Annotated in this window: 18 protein-coding genes; 3 read left to right on the forward strand and 15 right to left on the reverse strand. The window is 74.3% G+C overall.

The window, feature by feature from the left end:
- Positions 1 to 36: 36 nt before the first annotated feature.
- From ACI79G_RS19365 to ACI79G_RS19430, 14 genes are all read right to left on the reverse strand, one after another.
- Positions 37 to 2,304, reverse strand: a complete 2,268-nt coding sequence (locus tag ACI79G_RS19365) for an immune inhibitor A domain-containing protein (RefSeq protein ID WP_456882728.1) — start codon at positions 2,302 to 2,304, stop codon at positions 37 to 39.
- 184 nt (positions 2,305 to 2,488) lie between these two features.
- A complete protein-coding gene (locus ACI79G_RS19370) occupies positions 2,489 to 3,118 on the reverse strand; it encodes a hypothetical protein (RefSeq protein WP_456882729.1) in 630 nt (209 codons plus the stop codon).
- A gap of 284 nt (positions 3,119 to 3,402) precedes the next feature.
- Positions 3,403 to 4,110 (reverse strand): class I SAM-dependent methyltransferase, encoded by a 708-nt coding sequence (locus tag ACI79G_RS19375; protein ID WP_091223157.1) that lies wholly within the window; start codon positions 4,108 to 4,110, stop codon positions 3,403 to 3,405.
- Between the two features lie 46 nt (positions 4,111 to 4,156).
- On the reverse strand, positions 4,157 to 4,639 hold the full coding sequence (locus ACI79G_RS19380) for an N-acetyltransferase family protein (RefSeq protein ID WP_456882730.1): 483 nt from the start codon (positions 4,637 to 4,639) through the stop codon (positions 4,157 to 4,159).
- Positions 4,640 to 4,875: 236 nt separating this feature from the next.
- Positions 4,876 to 5,910: an ABC transporter ATP-binding protein gene (locus ACI79G_RS19385; RefSeq protein ID WP_456882731.1), complete on the reverse strand. Its 1,035-nt coding sequence runs from the start codon at positions 5,908 to 5,910 to the stop codon at positions 4,876 to 4,878.
- An 83-nt stretch (positions 5,911 to 5,993) separates the two neighbouring features.
- Positions 5,994 to 7,040: an ABC transporter ATP-binding protein gene (locus tag ACI79G_RS19390; RefSeq protein ID WP_456882732.1), complete on the reverse strand. Its 1,047-nt coding sequence runs from the start codon at positions 7,038 to 7,040 to the stop codon at positions 5,994 to 5,996.
- The gene (locus ACI79G_RS19395) at positions 7,037 to 8,005 is read right to left on the reverse strand and encodes an ABC transporter permease (RefSeq protein ID WP_456882733.1); all 969 of its coding nucleotides are present in this window, start codon (positions 8,003 to 8,005) and stop codon (positions 7,037 to 7,039) included. Before ACI79G_RS19395 ends, ACI79G_RS19390 begins: the two co-directional genes overlap by 4 nt.
- Before the next feature lie 76 nt (positions 8,006 to 8,081).
- Entirely contained in the window at positions 8,082 to 9,023 is a 942-nt protein-coding gene (locus tag ACI79G_RS19400) for an ABC transporter permease (RefSeq protein WP_456882749.1), read from the reverse strand.
- Complete coding sequence (locus ACI79G_RS19405) at positions 9,020 to 10,555, reverse strand: ABC transporter substrate-binding protein (protein ID WP_456882734.1); 1,536 nt, start codon at positions 10,553 to 10,555, stop codon at positions 9,020 to 9,022. The genes ACI79G_RS19400 and ACI79G_RS19405 overlap by 4 nt, the downstream gene beginning before the upstream one ends.
- A gap of 264 nt (positions 10,556 to 10,819) precedes the next feature.
- A complete protein-coding gene (locus ACI79G_RS19410) occupies positions 10,820 to 12,568 on the reverse strand; it encodes a glycoside hydrolase family 2 protein (RefSeq protein ID WP_456882735.1) in 1,749 nt (582 codons plus the stop codon).
- A gap of 103 nt (positions 12,569 to 12,671) precedes the next feature.
- On the reverse strand, positions 12,672 to 14,174 hold the full coding sequence (locus ACI79G_RS19415; protein ID WP_456882736.1) for a hypothetical protein: 1,503 nt from the start codon (positions 14,172 to 14,174) through the stop codon (positions 12,672 to 12,674).
- Between the two features lie 514 nt (positions 14,175 to 14,688).
- On the reverse strand, positions 14,689 to 15,549 hold the full coding sequence (locus ACI79G_RS19420; protein WP_456882737.1) for a MaoC family dehydratase: 861 nt from the start codon (positions 15,547 to 15,549) through the stop codon (positions 14,689 to 14,691).
- On the reverse strand, positions 15,549 to 16,892 hold the full coding sequence (locus tag ACI79G_RS19425; RefSeq protein ID WP_456882738.1) for a 3-oxoacyl-ACP reductase: 1,344 nt from the start codon (positions 16,890 to 16,892) through the stop codon (positions 15,549 to 15,551). Before ACI79G_RS19425 ends, ACI79G_RS19420 begins: the two co-directional genes overlap by 1 nt.
- A gap of 55 nt (positions 16,893 to 16,947) precedes the next feature.
- Positions 16,948 to 18,234 carry an acetyl-CoA C-acetyltransferase gene (locus ACI79G_RS19430; RefSeq protein WP_456882739.1) on the reverse strand — a complete coding sequence of 429 codons (1,287 nt, stop codon included), beginning with the start codon at positions 18,232 to 18,234 and terminating at the stop codon, positions 16,948 to 16,950.
- 93 nt (positions 18,235 to 18,327) lie between these two features.
- On the opposite strand from ACI79G_RS19430, the gene ACI79G_RS19435 reads away from it, so the two are divergent.
- Together ACI79G_RS19435 and ACI79G_RS19440 are read left to right on the forward strand one after the other, a co-directional pair.
- Positions 18,328 to 18,972, forward strand: a complete 645-nt coding sequence (locus ACI79G_RS19435; RefSeq protein WP_456882740.1) for a TetR family transcriptional regulator — start codon at positions 18,328 to 18,330, stop codon at positions 18,970 to 18,972.
- Between the two features lie 76 nt (positions 18,973 to 19,048).
- A complete protein-coding gene (locus ACI79G_RS19440; protein WP_456882741.1) occupies positions 19,049 to 21,076 on the forward strand; it encodes an acyl-CoA dehydrogenase family protein in 2,028 nt (675 codons plus the stop codon).
- Positions 21,077 to 21,197: 121 nt separating this feature from the next.
- Here the strand turns inward: ACI79G_RS19440 and ACI79G_RS19445 are convergent, their stop codons facing one another.
- Positions 21,198 to 22,733, reverse strand: coding sequence for an amidase (locus tag ACI79G_RS19445; protein WP_456882742.1), 1,536 nt, complete (start codon positions 22,731 to 22,733; stop codon positions 21,198 to 21,200).
- 198 nt (positions 22,734 to 22,931) lie between these two features.
- Here ACI79G_RS19445 and ACI79G_RS19450 point away from each other — a divergent pair, with 198 nt between their 5' ends.
- Positions 22,932 to 23,651 carry a trimeric intracellular cation channel family protein gene (locus ACI79G_RS19450; RefSeq protein WP_456882743.1) on the forward strand — a complete coding sequence of 240 codons (720 nt, stop codon included), beginning with the start codon at positions 22,932 to 22,934 and terminating at the stop codon, positions 23,649 to 23,651.
- Positions 23,652 to 23,659 lie beyond the last annotated feature (8 nt).

Consider the following 23,659-nt stretch of genomic DNA (forward strand, 5'->3'; position numbering starts at 1 on the left):
GGCGAGCGCCGGGGGGCCGCCCTGCGGTGCTGCGGGTCAGTTCACCCGCACCTGCATGAAGCCGTCCTGCGCGCTCGTGCTCACCACGGTGATCCGGGTGCCCGTCCTCGGGACGTCCACGCCGGTCCAGCCGTCGGCGTCGGGCTGCTCACCCGGCGCCACGTACCAGTCCTGCGTGTCGTCGAAGGTCGGCACGGCGGGCAGCCCGCCGTAGCTGCCGGCCGCCCCGGTGTCCGGGTCGTGCAGGGTGATCCGGTCCGTCGGCTGCCGCCCGAAGGTCGAGTCGTGGGACTGGATCCGCGGCCGCCAGCTCTCGCCGTCGCTCCGGTCGGTGCCCTCGTCGTCCGTCGGCTCGTACAGCAGCCGGGAGTGCGCGTCGACCGGCAGGACCAGCCCGGCCCCCGGGTGGGCACCGACGTTGTTGTCGGCGTACTGGGTGTTCCAGTAGCTGATCAGCAGGCCGTCCTGGTAGGGCAGCCGCTCGGCCCAGGCGGGGCGCGTCGGGTCGCCGAAGTTGTACGGGCCGGTGCGCAGGCCGGCGTCGTACCCGGTGTAGGTCCGGTTCTCGGCGATGTAGGCGTTGAAGAACGACTCGGTCGTCGTCCCCGTGGTGGTGGTGAACCCGTCGAGGGTCCAGTCCGTCACCGGGGCGCCGTCGATGGCGACGGCGTCCACCTGCAGACCCGGCTCGACGGTGGCGCCGTCGGTCCAGTACCGGAAGCCGACGAGCGCCCCGGCCGGGACGCCGGTCAGGTCGGCGCTGAGGCCCACCCACTCCCCGCCGGAGCTGCCGGTGATGCCGAAGCCCGAGTTCTGGCCGTTGGGGTCGGTCGTCGTCGACAGGTTCGTCGGCAGCGAGGTGAGGGTGGCGCCGCCGTCGGTCGAGTAGACGGCGTAGGCGTAGTCCCAGTCCTGCTCGATCTGGTACCTGACCTGGGCGGTCAGCGTCGTCGCGCCGGCGGCCAGCGGGGTCAGCATCGTGTTGTCCAGGTCGTTCCCCGAGCCCGAGTACCAGAAGTCCTCGCCCTCGAAGGGGTCGCCGATGTCCGTGGTGACCTCGCGGTCGGGCAGGACGACGACCAGCGCCTGCGTCTGCCTGGTGGTCGCGGCCGACGGGCCGAGCTTGGTGTTGGCCCGGGCGCCCGGCGCGACGACCTCGTACTCGAGCCAGCCCAGCTGCAGCTTCTCCCACGCGCCCATGTGGATGGGCCTGGTGCCGATCCCGTCGGCGGGTTCACCGCTGCTGCCGTAGGAGCCGGAGGACATCAGCGTCCAGAAGCCGGTGCTGTTCTCGGCACCACCGCTGTTGCCGGACGTGTCGTAGAGGTCGGGCAGGCCGAGGTCGTGGCCGAACTCGTGCGCGAACACACCGACGCCGCCGTTCTCCGGCTCGATGGTGTAGTCACCGATCCAGTACCTCGACCCGCCGACCCGCGTGCCGCCGAGCCTGTTCTCGGTGCCGTCGGCGAGGGTCGGGCCGCCGTCACCGACGCGGGTGGTCTGGTTGTACCAGCGGTGCGACCAGATGGCGTCCGCCCCGAGCGCCCCGCCGCCGACCTCCTCGCCCTGACCTGCGTGCACGGCCTGGAAGTGGTCGATGTAGCCGTCGGCCTCGTCGAAGTCCCCGTCGCCGTCGTGGTCGTAGCGGTCCCAGACGTCGAACTGCGACAGGTACCCGTCGATCTCCGCGGCCGACCTCCCGGCGTCGAGCTGCGTCTGGTACCAGGCGTTGACGGAGTCGTTGACGAAGGCCCAGGGCTTGCGGCCGTCCTCACCCCCGCCGTACAGGGCGCCGTTCCCGGGGACCCGCACCCAGTCCTCGACCTCGCCGGTCACCGTGTAGCGGCCGGAGGACAGCTCCTCGTAGAAGTTCGCGACCGAGTCGACCCCGGCCTCGGAGCTGTAGAGCAGCTGGTCGAAGTAGGGCTGCGAGAAGTCCGACGTCCAGATCGTGGTGTTGTCCACCGTCCGGTCCGGCTGCGGGATCCGGTTGTGCGGCAGGTCGCTGAACTCGCCGAGGACGGTCCAGATGGCGTCGCTGTCCTCCTGGGCCAGCTCCACGTACTGGCCCTTGGCGACCTCGACGACCTCGTTGTCCCCGCGTGGCGTGGCGTCGCCCCGCAGGACCTCCTCGAGGGCCTGCTCGCGCAGCTCGCGCTGCTTGTCGCCGAGCGGGTGGGGCAGGTCGTGCGCTCGGGCGGGACCCCCGTCGGGGTCCTGCGGTGGGGGTGCCGCGTTGGCGGTCGAGGGGAGCGCCACGACCAGCGCGGCACCCACGACGAGGGGAAGAGCTCTCTTCTTCAAGGACCGTCTCCCGTTGTCGGAGCAGGGTCGCCGACCACCGGTGGGGAACCACCGGGGTCACTCTTCGACAACCCGCCCTGACGTTAGGTGACCGGTGTCACACGTGTCCATGTCTCGTGATCGATTGGTGACGGGTGGTACGGACCGGTCCGCGCCGCACGCCGTCCGTGGTGGTCCGGGAGGGCTAGGCGGCGAGCTCCCCCGCACGCACGACGCACGCTCCACCGAGCGGCTCCACCGCGAAGCCGCGCACCGAGAGCACCTCCGCCAGCGCCCGGTTCATCACCTGCTGCACCAGCGCGTCGGCAGCGGCGCCGTGCAGCTGGTCCAGGCTCATCCGGTCGTGCTGCCGCCAGCTCACGACGACGCCGTCCAGGGCCGCCTCGGGGGTCAGGCACACGCCACCGAGCTCACCCTCGGCCATCGAGGGGTCGTGGAGGAACAGCCCCGCCTCGGCCAGCACCGCGACCACCTCGAGGACCAGACCGGGCAGCGGGTGCTCGTCGTCCATGTCGGCGTCCCAGCCCGCCGGCAGCCGGTCGACCTGCTCGCCGAGGAACGACCACCAGGCCCGGTCCTGCGGGGAGGAACGGCGGCGCAGCAGGCCGTCGGCCCGGCGGACGCCGTACACGGGGTGGGCGTCGGCCGGGGCGTCCTCGAGGTCGTCGAGGGCCCACACGGCCTCGTCGCGGTCCCCGAACGGGCCGGCGACGACGAACCCGGGGCCGTCCTCCTCCTCGACGACGAGCCACCAGCCCTGGCGGACGACGCCGCCCAGGACCACCTCGCTGAACCGGGTGCCCACGATGCTCACCGGTCACCAACCTCCCCCGCCAACGGGCCGCCACCGGGGAAGGGCGACGGTTCCCGTGCGCCGTCGACGGTGCGGACGGCGGTGCGGAAACCATAGGTCTCGCAGCGCGTTTCCCCGGGACGCGCGCGACGTGCCCCGACGCCTGCGACGCCGAATCGTTGCCAATCGCCCCAGGGACCACGGTGACCCGCCCCAGCTCGCACCCACTTGTCGACCGGTTCGAGCGTGACGCCGGTCCCGGGGCGGTCGGTGACCGCCGGACGGCGGCGCGCGCCGCCGGCGTGTCAGACCGCGACGGCGGTGACGAACGTGCAGATGCCCTCGCCGTGCTGCGCGCGCCGCCGCAGCCCGAGGAGCGCGAGCAGGGCCATCTCGACGCGGTAGGCCGCGCGGGTCAGGCCGGTGTAGAAGGTGTCGCCACCGCGGGTGACCTGGATGTCGCCGAAGCCGGCCAGCCGGACGTGCTCGGTCAGCATCCAGTCCGGGAGGATCGTGATGTGCCCGGGCTCGTGGTAGTGCCGGGGGCCGAAGATGAACGGCGCGCCGCGGAGGAACATCTTCAGCCGCGAGTGCGGGTGCGTGACGTTCGGCGTGCTGACCAGCAGCTTGTCGCCGGGCCGCAGCAGCGAGCGGATGGAGCGGAGCACCTGCCGCGGGTTCTCCACGTGCTCGAGCGTCTCGACGCACACCACCATGTCGAACGGGCCGCGGGTCTGGTCGGTCCACTGTGGGTCGTCCAGGTCGAGCCGGTGGATCCAGTCGTGCGGCGGGTCCAGGTCGGTGGGGACGACGTCGAAGCCGGCCTCGCGCAGCCGCACCGCGAGCGCACCGCAGCCGGCGCCCACCTCGAGCACCCGGCCGCCGTCCGGCAGCGCCGCCCGCGCCAGCTCGACGGCGTACTCGTGCACACCCGGCGCGGCGTGCACCGAGTGGCCGGCGTAGGTCTGCACTGCCTGGGTGCGCCGGCCGCTCCTCTGCTCAACCCCCACCATCGGGCCAGCCTGGCACAACGGGTCCTCGTCCGAGCCGGTCAGGGGGTCAGCCGCCGAGGTCCTTGCGCATCTGCTGGCTGACGACCCGGTAGCCGGAGGACGTGTACAGCCCGATGGCCCGGGCGTTGTCCCCGAAGACGTTGAGCTCGACCGCTGCGACGCCGTGGGCACGGACGACGTCCTCCCCCGCCGCCAGCAGCGCCCGCCCGAGCCCGCCGCCGCGGTGCGCCTCGGCGACCTCGATGTCGTAGACGAAGGCGCAGTCCGGGACGCCGCGGGGATGGGTGAGCCCGAGCCACAGGCGGCCGACCGGCGTCCCGTCGTCCCGGAGGGCGGTGAACAGCAGCATCCCCGGCGTCGCCGTCCCCTGGGGCAGCAGCTCGGCGCTGCCCTGCAGGGCCCGCTCGAGGGCCTCCTCGGGCGACCAGCCGCTGGTCGCGACCAGTTCGTCGGCGAAGGCCCGCGCCGTGGCCTGCCGGAACCGCGCGAACTCCGCCTCGGTCATCGGCCGCAGCGTCACCGTGCTCACCGCGCGATCGTGGCACCGCCGGCGGCGAGCTCATGCCGACGTCCCCACCCCTTCGCTCCCCCGGCCCTGCGCTCGTGGCCCCTCCGCCGTGATCATGGGGTTGTTGCTGCGGGACACGCTCGACGCGACGTGCGGTCGAGCAACAACCCCATGATCGACTCGAAGAGGGGTCCCCGGCGGCGCGTGATCGAGGAGCCGGGCGGGACGGTGGCGGCCGGACGGGTGGACGACGCCGGTCAGTCGGCGGGCGCGGGAACGGCCTCCTCGCGCTCGACCGGGCGGCCGACGACGCCGTGCAGGTGGCAGGCGGCGAGCTGCCCCGGCGCGCCGACCGGCTGCAGCGCCGGGTCGACGTCGGGACACGGCTCGAAGGCGTACGGGCAGCGGGTGCGGAACCGGCAGCCGCTGGGCACGTTCGCCGGAGAGGGGACGTCGCCGCGCAGCACGATCCGCTGCCGGGTCCGCTCCAGCGACGGGTGCGGCACGGGCACCGCCGACAGCAGCGCCTGCGTGTAGGGCATCTTCGGGTCCGAGCCGACCGCCGCCGCCGGCCCCACCTCGACGACCCGCCCGAGGTACATCACCGCGATCCGGTCGGAGACGTGCCGGACGGCGGACAGGTCGTGCGAGATGAACAGCAGCGTGAGCCCGAGCCGCCGCTGCAGCCGGCGCAGCAGGTTGAGCACCTGGGCCTGGACGCTGACGTCCAGCGAGGCGATCGCCTCGTCGCAGACCAGGAAGTCCGGCTCGCCGGCCAGCGCGCGGGCGATGCCGACCCGCTGCCGCTGCCCGCCGGAGAACTCGTGCGGGTAGCGGTCGGCCACCGCCGGGTCCAGGCCGACCAGCTCCAGCAGCTCGGCGACCCGCTCGGCGCGCTCCCGCCGTCCCGACCGCAGGCCGTGCACCTCCAGCGGCTCGGACACCGTCTGCCGCACGGTCCGCCGCGGGTCCAGCGAGGCGAACGGGTCCTGGAAGACCATCCCGGCGCGCCGGCGCAGCGCCCGCATCGCCCGGCGGTCGAGGCCGGTGACGTCGGTGCCGTCGAAGGTGACCGTCCCGCCGGTCGGCTCCACCAGCCGCAGCAGCGCGTTGCCCAGCGTCGACTTGCCGCAGCCGGACTCGCCGACCAGCCCGAGCGTCTCGCCGCGCCGGATGTCGAGGTCCACGCCGTCGACCGCGCGCAGCACGCCGGTCGTCCGCCGCAGCGGGCTGCCGGAGCGGACCGGGAAGTGCACCTCCAGCCCCCGCGCGGAGACCAGCACGTCGTCCATGGGTCGGGTTCCGGCCTCGTTGCGCTCCTCGGTCGCTGGCGCTCCCTGCGATGCTCGCTCGCCCGTCACCCTCCGGTCGGCCATCAGGCCTCCTCACACCACGTCGCCGCCCGGTGCGGCAGGGCCCCGCCGGACGCGCCCACCACCGCCAGCGGCGGCTGCTCGGTCGCACAGCGCGGGTCCGACCGCACCGGGCAGCGCGGCCAGAACACGCAGCCCGGCGGCAGGTCGGTGGACGCGGGCGGCACCCCCGGCACGGTCGCCAGCTCGCCGTCGTCCGCCGAGGCGAGGTCGGGCAGCGCGCCGAGCAGTCCGCGCGTGTACGGGTGCGCCGGCCGCTCGAGGACGTCGTCCACCGTGCCGTCCTCCACGCAGCGCCCGCCGTACATGACCAGCACCCGGTCGGCGATCCCGGCGACGACGCCGAGGTCGTGGGTGATCCAGATGACCCCGGTGCCGTGCTCGCTCTGCAGCCCCGCCACCAGGTCGAGGATCTGCGCCTGCACGGTCACGTCCAGCGCCGTGGTCGCCTCGTCGGCGATGAGCAGCGAGGGGTTGTTGGCGAGGGCGATCGCGATGACCACCCGCTGGCGCATGCCCCCGGAGAGCTCGTGCGGGTAGCGGTCCAGCGCGCGCTGCGGGTCGGGCAGCCCCACCTCCGCCAGCAGCCCGGCCGCCCGCTCCCGCGCCTCGGCCTTGGACACCTCGCCGTGGGCGCGGATCCCCTCGACCAGTTGCCGACCGATCGTCAGGACCGGGTTGAGCGAGGTCATCGGGTCCTGGAAGACCATGCCGACGCCGGGGCCGCGCACCTCGCGCAGCCGCTCGGGGGACATGGTGAGCAGGTCCTCGCCGTCCAGCCGCGCGGAGCCGGTCACCGTGGCCACGCGGGCCGGCAGCAGCCCGAGCAGGGCCAGGACCGAGACGCTCTTGCCGCTGCCGGACTCCCCCACCACCGCGACGGTCTCGCCGCGCCCGACGGTGTAGCTCAGCCCGTTGACGACCTCGGCCGGACCGCGCGGCGTGCGCAGCCGCACCCGGAGGTCCTCGACCTCCAGCAGCGGCGCGCCCACCTGCTGCAGTGGTTCGCTCCTGCCCGGCGGAGGCGGCGGAACGGCAGAGCCGCTCATCTGCCGCTCCCGGCCATCAGCGTGCGCTGGCGGGGGTCGAGGACGTCCCGCAGCCCGTCGCCGAGCAGGTTGAAGCAGAGCACGGTCAGGAAGATCGCCATCCCCGGGAAGAAGGCCAGCCACCAGGCCAGGTCGATGAAGCCGCGCCCCTCGGCCAGCATGAGCCCCCACGACGGGTTCGGCGGCTGGGTGCCCAACCCGAGGAAGGACAGCGCCGCCTCGGCCAGCACGGCGAAGGCCAGGCTGATCGAGGTCTGCACGATGATCGGCGGCGCCGCGTTGGGCAGCACGTGCCGGGTGAGCAGCCGGAGGTCCGACGCCCCCACCGACCGCGACGCCCGCACGTACACCTCCTCCCGGACGCCGAGCACGCTGGCGCGGGTCACCCGGGCGAAGACGGGGATGTAGACGATGCCGATGGCCAGCGCGGTGTTGCCGGCCCCGGGACCGCGGACGGCGAGCACCGCGATCGCCAGCAGCACCGCGGGGAAGGCGAACAGGATGTCCATGAACCGCATCAGGACGTCGTCCACCCAGCGGCCGTAGTAGCCGGCCAGCAGGCCGATGAGGGCACCGACGACCAGTGCGAAGGCGACCGCGAGGAACCCCACCCGCAGCGAGACGGCCGCCCCCAGGACCACCCGGCTGAGGATGTCCCGGCCGAGGTCGTCGGTGCCGAACGGGTGCGCCGGGCTCGGCGGCTGCAGCCGGTCCTGGACCGCGATCTCGTTGGGGCCGCTGGGCGCCAGGCTCTCGTCGAACAGGGCCATGAGGACGATGAGCAGCAGGACCGTCGCCGCGACCGCTGCGGTGGGGTTGCGGGCGAGCAGGCCCAGCGTCTGCCGCCAGCGCGGCCGCGGAGGCCGGGCCGTTGAGGGGACGCCGGCGTCGGTGGCCGGCGGGGCGGCGCCGGGCCCGGGCGCGGTGTGCGGAGCTGCCGGCTCGGGCAGCGGTGCGCCGGTCATGGCAGCAGGCCTCCGCTGTGCGTCGCCGCAGCAGGACTCGGCTGGAGGGTCACCGCAGCAGGACTCGGCTGGAGGGTCATCGCCGGATCCGCGGGTCGATGGCGGTGTAGAGCAGGTCCACCACCAGGTTGATCAGCAGGAACACCACGGCGAACAGCAGGATCGCCCCCTGGAGGACCGGGTAGTCCCGGGACTGGACCGCCTGCAGGGCGAGCTGACCGAGCCCCGGCCAGGAGAAGACGATCTCCACCACCACCACTCCCGACAGCAGGTAGGCCAGCTGCACGCCGGTGACGGTGACCAGGGGCAGCAGCGCGTTGCGCAGCACGTGCCAGGTGAAGACCTGCCGCGCCGGCAGCCCCTTGGCCTGCGCCGTCCGGACGTGGTCGGCACCGAGGGCCTCGAGGACGCTGGAGCGCACGAACCGGGTGATCACCGAGCCGGACACGACCCCGGTGACCACCGCCGGCATCAGCAGCCGCTGGGCCCAGCCGCCCGGGTCCTGCGTGAGCGGGACGTAGCCGCCCGAGGGCAGCCAGCCCAGCGTCCCGGCGAAGACCAGGATGAGCACGATCGCCATCCAGAACTCCGGCACGGAGATGCCGATCTGGCTGAGCACCGTGGCGACCCGGTCGACGACCGACCGGGGCCGCAGCGCCGACAGGGTGCCCAGCGGGACGGCGATGAGCAGCGCCACCAGGATCGAGGCGAACGCCAGGGTGAGCGTCGGGGGGAGCCGCTCGGCGATCAGCGAGGTGACCGTCTCGCCGCTGCGGAAGCTCACCCCGAGGTCCCCGGTGAGGGCCCGGCCGGCCCAGCCGAGGTACTGCGTGACCAGCGGCTGGTCCAGGCCGGACCGTGCGAGGAGCGCGTCGTAGGTCTCCTGGTCGAAACGCGTGCCGAGGGCCAGCCGGATCGGGTCGCCCGGCACCAGCTGGACCAGGCCGAACACGATGACGCTCACCCCCACCAGGACGACGAGGGACTGGCCGACCCGGCGGAGGAGGTGACCGGTCAGGGCAGCTCCACGGACTCGAAGTTGATCGCCTTGTCCGCCCGGATCTGGTAGCCCGCCAGGCCGGGCGCCCACGCCTGCACCACGTCGGGGTTGTAGAGGTACAGGTAGGAGACGTCGTCGACGATGATCTGCGCGGCCTGGTCGTAGATCCGCTTGCGGGCGTCCTGGTCGGTCTCCGTCGCCCCGGCCTGCAGCAGCTGGTCGACCTGCGGGTTGCTGTAGCCCTGGTAGTTGTTCGGCCCGTCGGTCTGGTGCTGCTCCTGGTAGTAGGCCGCCGGGTCGAGGTTGCCCAGCCAGCCCAGCATGAAGGCGTCGAAGTCGCCCGCGCCCTGCCGATCCAGCCAGGTCGCGAGGTCCAGGGTCTCGATCTCCACGGTGATCCCGATCGGCTCGAGCTGGCTGGCGATCACCTGCGCGGCGGTGACCGTCTCCGGGAACTGGTCGGTGACCATCAGCCCCATGGTCAGCGGCGTCTGGACGCCGGCCTGCTGCAGCAGCTGGCGGGCCTGGTCGGGATCGGGCTGGAACGGGGCGTAGTCGAAGTAGAAGAAGCTGTCCTCGGGGATCGCCGTCTGGTTGGGCTGGGCCGCCCCGAACCGCGCCGCCTCGGCCACCGCCTGGCGGTCGACGGCGAAGGAGATCGCGCGCCGCACGTCGCGGTTGTCGAACGGTGCGCGCGCGTAGTTCATGGAGAGGTACCAGTAGTCGACGCTGGGCGTCGTCTGGAGCTCGACGGTGTCGTCGCCCTGCAGCGACTCGATCTGCTGCGGCGGGACGTTGTCGGTCCACTGCACCTCGCCGTTCTGCAGGGCGGTCAGCGCCGCCGCCGGCTCGGTGATGTAGCGGAACTCGACCCCCTCGACGCTCGGCGCCCCGCCCCAGTGGTCCTCGTAGGCGGTCAGCACGGTGCCGCTGGCGTCGGAGCTCTCCAACCGGAAGGGCCCGGTGCCGTTGGCCTCGGTGGTGAGGTCGAGGTCCTCCGCGGCGTTCTCCGGCAGGATCGCCATCCCCTTGAAGGCGCCGATCCGCTCCAGCAGGTTCGGCGTCGGCTGGCTGAGCCGGATCACCAGGGTCCGCGGGTCGGGCGCCTCGACCGCGGCGACGTTCTGGAAGCGGGTGGAGTTGCTCAGCTGCTCGTCGATGATCCGCCGGTAGGAGTAGACGACGTCGGCCGAGTCGAACGTGCTGCCGTCGTGGAAGGTCACGCCGTCCCGCAGCGTGAACGTCCAGGTCAGCTGGTCCTCGCTGGTCTCCCAGCTCTCGGCCAGGCTCGGCTCCATCGTGAGGTCCTCGGCGTTCGGGACCACGAGGGTGTCGTAGACGTTCTCCAGGACCTGGAAGCTCGGGTACGCCGTGGTGACGTGCGGGTCGAACTGGTCGGGCTGGGCGGACACCGCCGCGACGAGCGTGTTGCCCCCACCGCCGCTCCCGCCTCCGCCGGCTCCGGTGTCGACGCTCTCCCCGCCACCGCCGCAGGCGCCGAGCACCAGGGCACCGGCGGCGAGCAGGGGCAGGAGTCGGTTGCTGCGCACGGGGGACCTCCGGCGGCTCGACTGTCGCGGTCTGTGCCCGACCCTGGCCCGGAGCGTCCCGGCTCGCAGGTCGGGGCGGTGATCGTTGCCTGTCCGTGACCCGGACGGAACGGGATCGCACGCTCCACGTGACCGCGCCCGCCCCTCCCTCCCCGGTGATCATGGGGTCGTTGCCGCGGGAAACGCCGCCTCCCGGGGTGTCGACGGGCGACAACCCCATGATCAACTCGAGGAGGGCCGGTCGGGCACCGCGCACGGGCCTGCTCAGTCCTCGCCGAGGGTGGCCCGGCGCAGCGCCTCGACGTCGACCTTGGGCACCCGGTCGGCGCCCAGCAGCCCGTTGCGCTCCTGGTACGTGTCGGTCAGCTGCGTCCAACAGGCGCCGGCGAGCGCGGTGCTGCCGTGCACCGCGGCCCACTGGGCGCGGTAGCGGGCCAGCAGGTCCTCCGGCGAGGTGGCGTCGGCGTAGCCCCAGCCCTCGTCCTCCGGGGAGCGCAGCGCCACGCCGCCGAACTCCGAGAGGACGACGGCCCGGCCGGCGACGCCCGCGCGGTCGAGGTCGGCCAGGTACCCGTCGGGACGGCGTCCGGTGGCCACGCGCTCGAGGTCCTCGGCCGTGGCGTAGCGCTCGCCGAGCACCGCGGGGTCCTGCGCGTAGTCGTGGACGCCCAGGATGTCGCCGCCGAGGGTCTCCCAGCCGTCGTTGGCGGAGACCGGGCGGGTGCCGTCGAGCGCGTCCGCCGTCGCCGTCAGCGCCCGGATCAGCCCGCGCTGGCGTTCGTCGACCTCCGCCTCCTGCACGCCCCACGACTCGTTGAGCGGCACCCAGACCACCACGCTCGGGTAGCCGCGGTGGGCGACCACCACGTCGGCCCACTCCCGCAGCAGCCGGGCGCTGGCCGTCGGGCCGGGCCGGTACGCGGAGGGCATCTCCGTCCACACCACCAGGCCCATCCGGTCGGCGAGGGCGAGGTACCGCGGGTCCTCGGTCTTCTGGTGCTTGCGGGCCCCGGTGAAGCCCAGCGCCCGGGTGAGCTCCAGGTCGCGCCGCAGCGCCGCGACGTCGGGTGGGGTGGCGCCGGTGTCGGGCCAGTAGCCCTGGTCGAGCACCAGCCGCATCGGCGTCGGCCGGCCGTTGACCAGCAGCCGCCCGTCGCCGACCCCGACCGAGCGCAGCGCGGTGTAGCTCTCGACCTCGTCGAGCACCTCGCCGTCGTCGGCGACCAGCGCCAGCTCGGCGTCGAGCAGCACCGGGTCGGGGCGGGGCCACCACACGAGCCCGTTGCGGTCGTCGACGCCGCCGTCCCCCACCTGGACGGTGCGCTCGACGACGGTGCCGTCCACCCGCACCGCGTCGTCCACCAGCAGCCGGTCGCCGGCGCGCAGCCGCAGGTGCAGCCGCGCACCGGGGACGGGGACGGCGAGCTGCACGCGGACGTCGACGAGCATCCGGCGCGGGTCCCCGCGCCACTGGACGTCGGCGATGCGCCGCGGCGCCACCTGCTCCAGCCAGACGGTGCGCCAGATGCCGGTCGTGCGCGGGTACCAGATGTCGTGCGGCTCGTCGCGCCAGTCCTGCTTGCCACGCGGCGCCTCGAGGTCCAACGGGTCGTCGTCGGCGCGGACCACCAGCTCGGCGCCGTCGTCCCCCAGGTGGTCGGTGACGTCGACGCTGAACGGTGTGTAGCCGCCCTCGTGGGAGGCGACGTGCGCGCCGCCGACCCACACGTCGCAGATGCGGTCGACGGCGCCGAGGTGCAGGACGGTGCGCCGGTCACCGGCCCGGCCGGGCAGCCGGCGGCGGTACCAGGCGCGGTTGAGCCGGCCGGTCCAGTGCACGCCGCTGGCCGGGGTCTCCGGGGCGTAGGGCACCCGGATGGTGCGGTCGAACGCGATGCCGCCGACGGTGCCGGCGAGGTCGGGGTCGGCCGCGAACTCCCACTCACCGTCGAGCGAGGTCCAGGGACGGCGCAGCAGCGGCCGGGGGTGCTCGGTCGGGTCCGTGTGTTCCACGGACCCACCTCACCGGAGGAGCGCGGTCCCCGCACGGCGCAGCGGCCACCGCCCCCTGGGGACGGCGGCCGCTGCGGCTCCGGCCACCCGGTCGTGCGGCGGTCTACCCGGTCGCGCGGCGGCGGCCGGCGACGACCAGGACGGCACCGGCGGTGAGCGCCAGCAGGCCCACGACCACGGGCGATGCGACGTCCGCACCGGTGGAGGCGAGGCCGCTGGCCGACGTGGTGGCCGGGGTGGTGGCGCCGGCCGTCGCCGCGCCGGTGCCTCCTGCGCCCGTGGCGCCGGCCGGGCCGGCGCCTGCCGTGCCCGTGGCGCCGTTGGAGGAGGCCGTCACGGCGACCGGCGACGTCAGGTCGTGCGGGTTCCCGTCGGGGTCGACGCCGGACGCGACGAGCGTGTGCGGGCCGATGGGCAGCCCGGCGGGGAGCTGCACGGTGGTGGAGAAGGCGCCCGTGCCGTCAGTGACCACGGTGCCCAGCACCTGGGGCGTCGAGTAGACGACGAGCACCACCGTGGAGTTGGGCAGGTATCCCGTGCCGCTGACCTCGATCCGCTCTCCGGCGGTCACGTCGTCGAGCGGGGTCTTCGGGACCAGCGGGCCCGAGGACTCGGGCACGACCGGGGCCGGCCGCGGCTCGGGCACGACCTCGGTCGTCAGTGCGGTGGTCGACCCGGCCTCGACGTAGGTCCCGGGCTCACCGACCGCGTTGACGCTGACGGTGTAGGCCCACCCGGGCTCCACGCCCACCAGGCAGCTGCGCTCCCCGGCACCGACCTCGCAGTCCACGATCCCGACCTCGGGCAGGCGCTCGAGGTGGTCCCAGTCGACGACGGCCGACGCGCGCACGCGGTAGCCGGTGATGCCGGTGGCGTCCGCCGGCGCCTGCCAGGCGATCCGCATCGAGGTGGCGCCGACCGTGGCGGTGATCCCGGTCGGGACGCCGAACCGGCGCTGCAGCGATCGGGTGACGTAGCTGCTCTGCTCGCTCGGGCCGACCGCGCTGGTGACTCGCAGCGCGACCTGGTAGACGGCCGGCGCCAGCCCCGTCACCACGGCCTGGTGGGGGCTCCCCGTGCTGGTCGGGGTCAGCGGGCGCCAGGTGCTCCCGCCGTCGAGGCTGACCTCGTAGCCGGTGATCGCGGCCCGGCCGTCGACCGGCGAGCTGACCGGCGGGTTGAAGGTGATCTGCAGGGACCCCGGCGCGGTCCCCGGGACCACGTCGTAGAGGAACGGCGCCTGCGGCGCCGTGCAGGCCACGCCCGCGTAGCTGATGTGGCCGTCGCCGTCGGTGGCGGCCACGCCCATCGAGTGCGGGTGGGTGGGGAGCCAGGCGGGCTCGGCGATCAGGTTGCCGTCCCCTCCCGCGCCCCCGGACGCATCTGCGCTGGCGGCGTCGGCACCGGCGCCACCGAAGACGACCGCGAAGCGCTCGCCGCTCGGGCTGGTGCCCCGTCGGACGACCGACGCCCCGCCGCCACCGCCGCGCGTCGTGTCCCCGGCCTCACCGGAGGTCTGGGAGCCGCTGTGGCCGCCGAGGGGTCCGCTGCCCGCCACGCCGCCGGCCTGGCCGGGCTGGAGCAGGAACTGGTCACCGGCCGCCACGGCCGTCGTCCCCTCGATGCGGCCGCCGCGGCGGCCCGGGTTGTCGCCCGCGGCCCGCCCTGGCCGCCGACCAGCTCCCACCTGAGCGCGCAGTAGCCGTCGGGGACGGTGATGGCGGTGTCGGCCGGGGTCGCCCCGGCGGTGACCGTCCCGGCGAAGGAAGCGGGTGCGGCGTGCGCCGTCCCGGCGGCGGCCAGCACCGCCGAGGAGGTCGCCAGCACGCCGGCGGCACCGAGGCCGAGGACGCGTCGGGAGAGGGATCGGACCGGCACGCGGACTCCTCGCGCGGGGCCCGGGACGCCGGGCACGGCACCCGGGGCATCCGGACGCGCGGGACACGGAACCAGGGCTCCGGTGGCGACTCCTGCGCCGCGACGGTGCCGCGACGGTACGTGACCTACTCGTTATGGACCGGCATCCGCGCTGCTCGGAGCGGCGTCAGAGATCACCGAGGCGGCGCATCCCCGTTCGTGCAGACCTGCCGAGAGGCGACGGCGCCGTGACCGGCGAGCGGTCAGAGCGGGCGGAGCGTGCCGACCAGGTGGTCGGCGCCGGTCCTCGCGTTGCGGACGGCGAGGTCCCAGCCGCCTCCGGCCACCGGGGCGGTCGCGAGGGTGACCGTCGAGGGCAGGGACAGCGGCTTCCTGAACACCACGTCGACCGCCATCGCGTCGGGCAGCCGCCCCGTCAGTGCGGCGAGCGCCCGGGCCTCCACCCACATGCCGTGCGCGATCGCCCGCTTGAAGCCGAAGGCCTTGGCGGTCAGCCCGGAGAGGTGGATCGGGTTCACGTCGCCGGAGACCCGCGCGTAGCGGCGTCCGGCGTCGTCGGGTACCCGCCAGGTGGCGACGGGACGCGGCAGGTCCCCGACCGACAGCGAGAGGTCGGACTGCGGCGCGCCCTCCGGCGCCTCCGCGCCGCGGGCCAGGTACGTCGACCGCGAGCGCCACACCTCGGCGCCGCCGCCGGTCGAGACCGATGCGCACAGGTCGACCGTCGCCCCGCTGCGGTGCCGGGCGAACCGCTCGGCCCACACCTCGAGGTCGAGCGCCTCGTCGGCCCGGACCGGCCGCAGAACGTCGATCCGGTTGCGCACGTGCACCAGGCCGGGCAGGGCCAGCGGGAACGACCGGTCGCTCATCAGCGCCACCTGCAGCGGGAACGTCAGCACGTGCGGGTACGTGGCGGGGAGCGGATCGGCCAGCGGGAACCCGCAGACCCGGTCGTAGGCGGCGAGGTCGGCGGCCTCCACGCGGACGCCGGTGCGGGCCAGCCGGGTGTCGGGCAGGTCGCCGCCGCGGCCGCGTGCGGTGGCCACGGCCCGGGCGAACAGCGCCGGCATCGACGGCGCGGCCTCCAGCACGGTGCGGGCCATCACGCCCCCAGGAACGACTGGCCGCACACCCGCACGACCTGGCCGTTGACGCCGGCGGCGCTCGGCTGCGCCAGCCAGGCGATCGTCTCCGCGACGTCCACCGGCAGGCCACCCTGCTGCAGCGAGTTGATCCGCGAGCCGATCTCACGGGTGCCGAACGGCATCGTCGCCGTCATCTCGGTGACGATGAACCCCGGCGCGACCGCGTTGATCGTCGCGCCCCGCTCGGCGAACGCCGGCGCCCACGCCCGCACCATGCCGATGACGCCGGCCTTGGACGCCGCGTAGTTGGTCTGGCCGCGGTTGCCGGCGATGCCCGACTGCGAGCTGACGCAGACCACCCGCGCGCCGGGCCGCAGCACGCCGTCGGCGTCGAGCAGCGCCTGGGTGGTGTCGAGCTGCGCCTGCAGGTTGACCGCCATCACCGCGTTCCAGCGGGCGGCGTCCATGTTCACCAGCAGCTTGTCGCGGGTGATGCCGGCGTTGTGGACGACGACGTCCACCCCGCCGTGCCGCTCCCGCAGGTGCGCGATCAGCCGCTGCGCCGCGTCGGGGGCGGTGATGTCGAGCTGCACCGCCGTCCCGCCGACCTCGTTGGCGACCTCGGCCAGCGACTGGCCGGCGGCGGGGACGTCGACGGCGACCACGGAGGCGCCGTCGCGGGCCATCACGCGGGCGATGGACGCGCCGATGCCGCGCGCGGCCCCGGTGACGACGGCGACCTCCCCGGCCAGCGGGTGCTCCGCGTCCTCGCCCGCCGGGACGTCGGCGGCCGTCAGGGTGACCACCTGCCCGTCGACGTAGGCCGAGCGGCCGGACAGGAAGAAGCGGACCGGGCCGGGCACGGAGGCCTCCGCACCGGCCGGCACGAACAGCAGGTTCGCCGTCGCGCCGTCGCGCAGCTCCTTGGCGACCGAGCGGACCAGGCCCTCCAGCGCCTGCCGGGCGGCGGCCTGCGCCGGGGAGCCGGCGTCCGACGGGGGCTCGGCCAGCACCAGCACCCGGCCGGAGGGGCCGAGCCGCCTGAGCGCCGGCGCGAGGAACTCGTGCACCGCGGCCAGGTCGGCCGGGGAGGTCACACCGGTGGCGTCGAGCAGCACGGCGCCCGGCCGCCCGCCGTCGTCGTCGACGCCCGGCAGCACGGTCACCCCGGCGTCCTCGAGCACGCGGGTCAGGGTCCCGTGCAGCCGGCCCTCACCGGCGGTGCCGACCACAGCCGGACCGGTCAGCAGCGGCGCGCCCGGCTCGTAGCGGCGCAGCACGGCCGGGCGGGGCAGGCCGAGCTGCTGGACCAGGGTCGACCCGACGCCGGAGTTGGCGAAGTCGCGGTACCAGTCACTCACGGGAGGTGCGTTCCTCTCTGGGGCCGGTCATCTCCGCGGAGATGGCCGGGAGGGGTCAGGACTCGAGGACGGCGACGACGCCCTGGCCGCCGGCCGCGCAGATGGAGATGAGGCCGCGCTTGCCGGGGCCCGCCTCGTGCAGCTGCTTGGCCAGCGAGGCGACGATCCGCCCGCCGGTCGCGGCGAACGGGTGGCCGGCCGCCAGCGACGAGCCGTTGACGTTGAGCCTGGACCGGTCGATCGAGCCCAGCGGCGCGTCGAGGCCCAGCCGCTCCTTGCAGAACGCCGGGTCCTCCCAGGCCGCCAGCGTGGCGAGCACCGTCGAGGCGAACGCCTCGTGGATCTCGTAGTAGTCGAAGTCCTGCAGCGTCAGGCCGTTGCGGGCCAGCAGCACCGGGACGGCGTACGCCGGGGCCATCAGCAGGCCCTCGCCGCCGTGCACGTGGTCGACGGCGGCGGTCTGCGCGTCGACGAGGTGGGCGAGCACGGGGAGCCCGCGCGACGCGGCCCACTCGTCGGAGGCCAGCAGGACGGCGGAGGCGCCGTCGGACAGCGGCGTCGAGTTGCCCGCGGTCATGGTGGCGTCGGGGTCGCCCGTGCCGAACACCGGCGCCAGCTTCGCGAGCTTCTCCACCGAGGTGTCCGGCCGCAGGTTCTCGTCACGGGTCAGGCCCAGGTAGGGGGTGACCAGGTCGTCGAGGAAGCCGCGGTCGTAGGCGGCGGCGAGGTTCCGGTGCGAGCGGACGGCCAGCTCGTCCTGGGCCTCGCGGCTGATCCCCCACTGCCTGGCCGTGATCGCCTGGTGCTCCCCCATAGACAGGCCGGTGCGCGGCTCGGCGTTGCGGGGGGCCTCGGGCACGAACATCCCGGGTCGCACGCCGGCGAGGGCCTCGAGCCGCTGCCGGAGGGTCCTGGCGCTGCTGAGCGCGATCAGCACGCGGCGCATCTCGTCGTGGATGGCCAGCGGCGCGTCGGACGTGGTGTCGACGCCGCCGGCGATGCCGGACTCGATCTGCCCCAGCGCGATCTTGTTGGCGATCAGGATCGCGGCCTCGAGCCCGGTGCCGCAGGCCTGCTGCACGTCGTAGGCGGGGGTGGTGGCCGGGAGCCGCGAGCCGAGCACCGCCTCGCGGGTCAGGTTGAAGTCGCGGGAGTGCTTGAGGACCGCCCCGGCGACGACCTCGCCCAGCTGCTGACCCTGCAGCCCGAAGCGGGCGACCAGCCCGTCCAGCGTCGCGGTGAGCATGTCCTGGTTGGAGGCGTGCGCGTACGCGGAGTTCGAGCGGGCGAAGGGGATGCGGTTGCCGCCGACGATCGCGGCCTTCCGGGTCTGCGGAGCCATCGGGGCCCTCCGGATCACTGGATGGGGGCAGGGACGACACGGCGTCGTCCCGACAGATGTCTGGTACTCAGGGTATCAGGTACCGTTGGTGTCGTGAAGATCGGGACGCGGCGGGACCGCCGTGACTCGCGGTGGGACGAGCACCGTCGCGCCCGCCGGGAGCAGCTGGTCGACGCGACCATCGCCGCGGTGGGCCGGCACGGCGCGGGCGTCGGCATGGAGGAGATCGCGACCGCCGCCGGCACCAGCAAGACCGTCGTCTACCGGCACTTCGCCGACCGCACCGAGCTGCACGTCGCCGTCTGCGCCCGGGTGGCCGGCTCCCTCACAGCGCGCCTGCGCGAGGCGATGGAGAGCACCGGCGAGCCGCGGCAGATGCTGGCCGCCGCCGTCGAGACCTACCTGGCGTTCCTCGAGGCCGACCCCGAGCTGTACCGGTTCGTCGTCCAGGCACCGGACCGCCCGGCCGCCCCTGGTGACACGGACCCGATCGCCAACCTCTCCTCCCTCGTGGGGAACCAGGCGGCAGCGCTGGTCGCCGTGGCCCTGGAGCAGGCCGGCCGCGACCCCGCCGCCGCGCTCCCGTGGGGCCACGGCCTGGTCGGCCTGGTCCGCTCGGCCGCCGACTGGTGGCTGCAGGCCGACCGTCCGATGCCCCGAGTGGAACTCGCCGCGCACCTGACCGATCTCGCCTGGGCCGGACTCTCCGGCGTCGTGTCCCGCGAGGAGGAACCGTGACCGAGCTCGCGAGGGCACGCAGACGACACAGCACGACTGTCGGCGCTCGGACGACGAGCGCCAGCGAGGAGGACGAGTGACGACGAGCCTGCCGCACGCGGTGGACGCGAAGACGCTCACCGAGGTCCTCGACGGCCGCTGGGGCCACGTGCGCCGCGACGCACGCGAGAACCTGCACGACCCGGACCTGCTGCCGGTCTACGGCGAGACCATGCAGGAGGCCCGCGAGCGGGTCACCCGGATGGCGGCGAAGATCGCCCGGTCCGGCCGGGTGACTCTCGGCTTCCCCGAGGAGTACGGGGGCGAGGACGACGCCGGCGGATCGGTCACCTCGATCGAGATGCTGGCGTTCACCGACCTGTCGCTGATGGTGAAGGCCGGCGTCCAGTGGGGCCTGTTCGGCGGCGCCGTGCAGGCGCTCGGCACCGAGCGGCACCACGAGGCCTACCTCCGCGACATCATGGGCTTCGACCTGCCCGGCTGCTTCGCCATGACCGAGACCGGGCACGGCTCCGACGTCCAGCAGCTGCGGACGACGTGCACCTACGACCCCGGGACGCAGACCTTCGACCTGCACACCCCGCACCAGGCCGCCCGCAAGGACTACATCGGCAACGCGGCGGAGGACGGCCGGATGGCGGTCGTCTTCGCCCAGCTGGTGACCCAGGGCAGGAGGCACGGGGTGCACGCCTGGCTGGTGCCGATCCGCGACGAGCAGGGCAACCCGATGCCGGGGGTCACCATCGGCGACGACGGACCCAAGGCCGGCCTGCTCGGCGTCGACAACGGCCGGCTGAGCTTCGACCACGTGACCGTGCCGCGGGACATGCTGCTCGACCGCTACGGCTCGGTCGCGCCCGACGGCACCTACACCAGCTCGATCGAGAACGAGACCCGCCGCTTCTTCACCATGCTGGGCACCCTGGTGCGCGGCCGGGTGAGCGTCGGCGGCTCCGCGTCGGCGGCGACCAAGCTCGCCCTCGACATCGCCGTCCGCTACGGCGAGACCCGCCGGCAGTTCTCCGCGCCGGGCGCCGACCGCGAGGTCCTGCTCAACGACTACCTCGTGCACCAGCGCAAGCTGCTACCGGCGCTGGCCGCCACCTACGCGTACTCCTTCGCGCAGGAGGAGCTGGTCGGCACCATGCACGACGTCCAGGGCGCCGAGCACGTGGACGAGGGTGCGCAGCGCGAACTGGAGTCCCGGGCCGCCGGCCTCAAGGCCGCCCAGACCTGGCACGCCACGCGGACCATCCAGATGGCCCGCGAGGCCTGCGGCGGTGCGGGCTACCTGCAGGAGAACCGGCTGCCGCACCTCAAGGCCGACACCGACGTGTTCACCACCTTCGAGGGCGACAACACCGTGCTGCTGCAGCTGGTCGCCAAGGGCCTGCTCACCGGCTACCGCGACGCCTTCGGGTCGCTCGACAGCTGGGGCAAGGTCGGCTTCATCGCCGACATGGTCCGCGAGACCGTGCTCGAGCGGACGGCGGCCCGCGGCCTGATCGCCCGGCTCGTCGACGCCGTCCCCGGCCGGGAGGACGAGATCCCGCTGCTCGACCGCGGCTGGCAGCTGAAGATGCTCGAGGACCGGGAGAAGCACCTGCTGGAGAGCGCGATCCGGCGGCTGCGGCGCGGCGCTGAGGCTGCGTCCTCCCCCGCCCGCCCGGTCCGGCCCTTCGACGTCTTCAACGACGTCCAGGACCACGTGCTGCGGACGGCGCAGGCGCACATCGACCGCATCGTGCTGGAGGCCTTCGTCGCCGGCATCGAGCGGACCACCGACGTCGACGCGCGGGCCCTGCTCCAGCGCGTCTGCGACCTGTACGCGCTCACGACCATCGAGGCCGACCGGGCCTGGTTCCTCGAGCACGGCCGGCTCACCCCGAACCGCTCCAAGGCGCTCACCACCACGGTGAACGCGCTGCTCAAGGACCTGCGCCCGCACATGGTCACGCTGGTCGACGCCTTCGCCATCCCGGAGGACTGGAAGGGCGCGGCGATCCTGCGCGAGGAGCCCGGCCGCCAGGAGGCGATGGCCACCCGCGACGCCGAGCTGCGCCGCGGGACGGCGACGTCGATCGAGGTCCCGCCCGCCCAGTAGGAGGAGGGCCCCGTCCTCCGTCTCTCCCCGTTGACCATGGGGTTGTTGCCGCCGACACGGCACGACACGCCCTGTCGGCCGACGACAACCCCATGATCACGGCGGGGTGGGAGCGAGCGCGTCAGCGGGCCGGTGGGCCCGGGAAGCCGCCGACCAGCTGCTCGAAGGCGTGCGCCACCTTCAGCGGGGTGGTGTCCTCGAACCGGCGGCCGACCAGCATCATCCCGACCGGCAGCCCCTGCGAGAGCCCGGCCGGGACGCTGGTGGCCGGGTGGCCGCTCACGTCGAACGGCGCGCAGTTGACGATCATCTCCAGCGCGCGGGCGACGCGGACCTCCAGCGGGTCGTCCGGCGCCGGGATCTCCGGGGCGATCATCGGCACGGTCGGCATCACCAGCAGGTCGACGTGGCCGAGGGCCTGGTCGTAGCGCTCGCGCAGCTCGATGGCGAGGTCCTGGGCCATCGCGTAGTGGCGACCGTGCAGCTGCTCGGCCGACCAGCGCCCGGCCAGCGCGACCAGGGTGACCGTGGGTGACCAGCGGTCGGGCACCTCCCGTCGCTGCCGGCCGTAGTGCTCCACGAGCTCGGGGTCGTAGAGGCCCTCCCAGTTGTGGCCGTACCCCTCGCCGTTGATCATCTGGGTCGCCGCGCCGTCCGTGGCGATGACGTTCCAGAGGTGGATCGCGTGCCGGTGCCAGGGCAGGTCGACGTCCACCACCTCGACGCCCAGCTCCCGCAGCCGTCCGGCGGCCGCCCGGACGGTGTCGTCGACACCGTCTTCGGAGAGCTCCTCCCAGCCGAAGCCCTGGGCGACGACCCCGACCCGCAACCCGGAGACGTCGCCGTCCAGGGCGGCCGCGTACTGCTGGGGCTGCAGGCCGCCCGGCTGGCGGGGGTCCAGGCCGTCGCGGCCGGCGAGGACGTCGAGCATCGCCGCGGCGTCGGCGACGGTGCGGGTCATCGGGCCCAGGTGGTCGAGGGTCAGCTCGATGGGGAACGCCCCGGTGTAGGGCACCAGGCCGTGGGTGGGCTTGTGACCGACGATGCCGCTGAACGCCGCGGGCATCCGGATCGAGCCGCCCTGGTCACCGCCGATCGCCAGGTCCACCTCCCCGGCGGCGACCAGCGCCGCGCTGCCACTGGAGCTGCCGCCCGTCGTCCGGGACGGGTCCCAGGGGTTGCGCACCGGACCGGTGACGGACGTGTGGCTGCCGCCGGAGAAGCAGAGGTCCTCGCAGACGGCCTTCCCGGTGATCGTCGCGCCGGCCGCGAGCAACCGGCTGACCACGGTCGCGTCCCGCCGGGGGACGAAGCCCTCGAGCGTGTGCGAGCCGTTCATCATCGGGACGCCGGCGACCTCGACGTTGTCCTTGACCGCCACGGTCCGGCCGGCCAGCGGGCCGTGGTCGCTCCCGCGGATCTCGGTCCGGACGTACCAGGCGCCCAGCGGGTCGTCCCCCTCGGCCGGGCGGGTGCTCGGCCGGTCGTCAGGCGCCTGCGGGGCGACGCCGGCGTACAGCTCCTCGACCGCGTCGTAGGAGTCGAAGGCGGCGGCGACCAGCACGGAGTAGGTGTCGAGGTCGGCGTCGCCGGGCTGCATCCCGTAGGAGCGGGCGAGCGCGGCGACGTCGTCCTTGCCGGGACGGCGGACGGCCATGGGGACCTCCTCGGCGAGCGGCGGGTGGAGCCGGAGCCGCAAGCTAGCGGCGTCCGCGCCCTCCTGTCACCGGCGGGGATCCCCTCCTCGCCGTGTCGATCACGGGGTCGTTGGCGCCGACCCGGCTCGACACGCCGCAGCGGCCGGCCGGAACCCCATGATCACGGCGGAACGGGGACCCCGGGGACAATCCCCGCCGTGGAGATCCTGGCCGCGGCCACCGAGACGCTGCGGGTGCCGGCGGCGGTCGACCTCGCGGCGATCGTGGTGGGCGCGCTGACCGGGGGGCTGCTCGCCGCCCGCGAGGGGTTCGCCGTCTCCGGCGTGCTGCTGCTGGCCTTCACCGGCGGGCTCGGCGGCGGCCTGGTGCGCGACGTGCTGCTCGGCGACCTCCCGCCGGTCGCCCTGACCAACCCCGCCTACCTGCCCACGGTGGCCATCACCGCGACGGTGACGTTCTACTTCTCCGGCTGGCTGTCCCGGCTGACCGGCCTGCTCGTCGTCCTCGACGCCGTCACCCTCGGCTTCTTCACCGTCATCGGCGCGCAGAAGGCGCAGCTGGCCGGCCTGCCCAGCGCCAGCGTGGTCTTCGTCGGCACCGTCACCGCGGTCGGCGGCGCGGTGATCCGCGACGTGCTGCTGGCCCAGCGCGCCGACATCGTGCAGCCCGGCCCGTACAACGCGGTCGCCGCACTGCTCGGGGGCATCGCGCTCACCGTGCTCTCCGGTCCGGCCGGCCTCGACCCGATCCTGGTCGCCGCGCTGGTCATCGTGCTGGTCGCCGCGCTGCGGGTGCTCTCGGTGTGGCGCGGCTGGGAGGCCCCGGTCGCCGTCGACCTGCCGGGCCGGGCGCGCCACCGGCTGCTGCGCGTGCGCGCCGTGCGCCCGGCCCGCTGGCGCCGCCGCGACCGCCGCTGAGAGGACCC

The organism is Geodermatophilus sp. SYSU D00779 (genome assembly GCF_054050595.1).

What these genes read in the sequence shown, in the direction of transcription:
- ACI79G_RS19375 (WP_091223157.1), bottom strand. Translation starts at nt 4,110, where the DNA reads ATGGTGGGGGTTGAGCAGAGGAGCGGCCGGCGCACCCAGGCAGTGCAG.
- ACI79G_RS19390 (WP_456882732.1), bottom strand. Translation starts at nt 7,040, where the DNA reads ATGAGCGGCTCTGCCGTTCCGCCGCCTCCGCCGGGCAGGAGCGAACCA.
- ACI79G_RS19385 (WP_456882731.1), bottom strand. Translation starts at nt 5,910, where the DNA reads ATGGACGACGTGCTGGTCTCCGCGCGGGGGCTGGAGGTGCACTTCCCG.
- ACI79G_RS19430 (WP_456882739.1), bottom strand. Translation starts at nt 18,234, where the DNA reads ATGGCTCCGCAGACCCGGAAGGCCGCGATCGTCGGCGGCAACCGCATC.
- ACI79G_RS19420 (WP_456882737.1), bottom strand. Translation starts at nt 15,549, where the DNA reads ATGGCCCGCACCGTGCTGGAGGCCGCGCCGTCGATGCCGGCGCTGTTC.
- ACI79G_RS19445 (WP_456882742.1), bottom strand. Translation starts at nt 22,733, where the DNA reads ATGGCCGTCCGCCGTCCCGGCAAGGACGACGTCGCCGCGCTCGCCCGC.
- ACI79G_RS19395 (WP_456882733.1), bottom strand. Translation starts at nt 8,005, where the DNA reads ATGACCGGCGCACCGCTGCCCGAGCCGGCAGCTCCGCACACCGCGCCC.